The organism is Streptosporangium sp. NPDC006013 (genome assembly GCF_040614275.1).
Lineage (GTDB): Bacteria > Actinomycetota > Actinomycetes > Streptosporangiales > Streptosporangiaceae > Streptosporangium.
Genome location: NZ_JBEXUE010000836.1, coordinates 1 through 2,321, shown reverse-complemented (window position 1 = coordinate 2,321; position 2,321 = coordinate 1). Strand labels below are relative to the sequence as shown.

Below are 2,321 nucleotides of genomic sequence, written 5' to 3'. Positions count from 1 at the left end.
GGCTACGCCGAGCTGGACGAGCGCGCCGACCGGCTGGCGCGCCACCTGGCGTCCCTGGGGGTGACCGCGGAGTCGCGGGTGGCCGTCCTCCAGGCTCGCACGGCCGACGCGCTGGTCTCGATGCTCGCGGTGCTCAAGGCCGGCGGCACCTACGTCCCCCTGCATCCGAGCTACCCGCCCGACCGGCTGCGCTGGATCCTGCGGGACACCGCGGCGGTGGCCGTGCTGACGGACCGGGCGACGGTCTCGAAGATCGGCGGGCTCGGGGCACGGGCGCTGGTGGTGGACGGCGACACGACCCTGGACGGTCCCCCGCTCGCGGGCCCGGCCGCCGTGGCCGACCCCGACCGGCTGGCGTACGTGATGTACACCTCCGGCTCGACCGGGGTCCCCAAGGGCGTGGCGGTCACCCACCGCAACATCGTGAGCCTGGCCACGGACCGGCGGTGGCGCTCGGGAGGGCACGAGCGTGTTCTCTTCCACTCCCCGCACGCCTTCGACGCGGCCACCTACGAGATGTGGGTCCCGCTGCTGGCCGGCGGCCGGGTGGTGGTCGCCCAGGGCGAGCTGGACGCCCGGAGCCTGCGGCGCCTGGTCGCCGGGCACGGCGTCACCGGGATGTTCCTCACCACGGCGCTGTTCAACCTCTTCGCCGAGGAACTGCCCGAGTGCTTCGCCGGGCTGCGCGAGGTGTGGACGGGAGGCGAGGCCGCCTCGCCGGCGGCGATGCTGCGGGTGATGGAGCGCTGCCCGGCGACGGAGGTGCACCACTGCTACGGCCCCACCGAGACCACGACCTTCGTCACCTGCCGTGAGATGACGCCGGAGCTCGCCGGGTCCGGTGCCGCGCCGATCGGCCGCCCGATGGACAACACGCGCGCCTACGTGCTGGGCCGCGATCTCGCTCCGGTACCGCCCGGCGCCCCCGGCGAGCTGTACCTCGCGGGAAGCGGTCTGGCCAGGGGCTACCTCGGCAGGCCCGCGCTCACCGCCGAGCGGTTCGTCGCCGATCCGTTCGACGCCGGGGGCCGCCTGTACCGCACCGGGGACAGGGTCCGCTGGAGCGCGGACGGCGACATCGAGTTCCTCGGCCGGACCGACGACCAGGTGAAGATCCGCGGGTTGCGCATCGAGATCGGCGAGGTCGAGGCCGCGCTGCGGGCCCGGCCGGACGTGGCCGAGGCGGCGGTCGTCGCGCGCGAGGAGGCGCCGGGGCGCAGGTATCTCGTGGGCTACGTGGTGCCGGTCGCGGGATGCGCGCGGCCCTCGCCCGTGGACCTGGCCCGGTCGCTGGCCGAGCGGCTGCCCGCCTACGCGGTCCCCTCCGCGTTCGTGTCCCTGGACCGGCTGCCGCTGAACGCCAGCGGCAAGGTGGACCGGCGGGCGCTGCCGGAACCGGAGAGCAGGGGAGCCGTGCGCGCCGCCTACGCCGCCCCGCGCACCCCGACCGAGGAGGCCCTCGGCCGGATCTGGGCGGAGGTGCTCGCGGTCGAGCGGGTCGGGGTGGACGACAACTTCTTCGACCTGGGCGGCGACTCCATCACCAGCCTGCGGGTGACCTCCAGGGTGCGGCGCGCGTTCGACGTCGAGATCTCCCCGAGGGAGCTCTTCACCGCCCCGACCGTCGGTGCCCTGGCCGAGGTGGTGCAGGACATGATCCTGGCGTCCTTCGAACGGGTCGCCCAGAGCCAGGGCTCGTGAACAGGCCAGCGGAACCCGGACGGGAGAACACATTGAACGCCCCCTCTTCGCGTGACGGCCGGGTGGCCGCACTGCCCGACCACCTGCGCGAGGCGATGCTCCGGCGGCTGGCCGGCGAGGCCCCCGCCTCCCCGGAGATGGAGGGGATCCCGCGGACCCCCTCGCGGGAGGCGTCGCCGCAGTCACCGGCCCAGCAGCGGCTCTGGTTCAGGTACGAGCTGGACCCCCAAAGCGCCGAGTACATCGTCCCGCTGGTGCTCCGGCTGACCGGTGACCTGGACCTGGACGTGCTCAGGCTCGCCGTCGACCGCCTGGTGGAGCGGCACGAGTCGCTGCGCACCACCTTCGACTCGGTGAACGGCAGGGGCGTGCAGACCGTACAGCCGGCCGCGGAGGTGCCGATCCAGGTCACGCGGGCGCGCGTGCCCGCGGACGGCGACCGCGAGGCGCCGGTGCGCGACTGGCTGCTACGGGAGGCGGAGCGCCCCTTCGACCTGCGCCGGGGCCCGGTGTTCCGGGCCGGGCTGCTGAGGCTCGGGTCGCAGCCAGCATATTTATCAACTATGCCCACTTTAATGGAGATCTTTACGAGGCAGACGGATTGAAATTAATATGTTCGC

General features: G+C 73.6%; 2 protein-coding genes. Both read left to right on the top strand.

The genetic code is table 11. From position 1 onward, the window contains the following. The coding region (locus tag ABZ260_RS50135) for a non-ribosomal peptide synthetase (RefSeq protein WP_355632777.1) at window positions 1-1,701 on the top strand (1,701 nt) is incomplete at its 5' end. A gap of 32 nt (window positions 1,702-1,733) precedes the next feature. Then, entirely contained in the window at window positions 1,734-2,306 is a 573-nt protein-coding gene (locus ABZ260_RS50130; RefSeq protein WP_355632774.1) for a condensation domain-containing protein, read from the top strand. Window positions 2,307-2,321 lie beyond the last annotated feature (15 nt).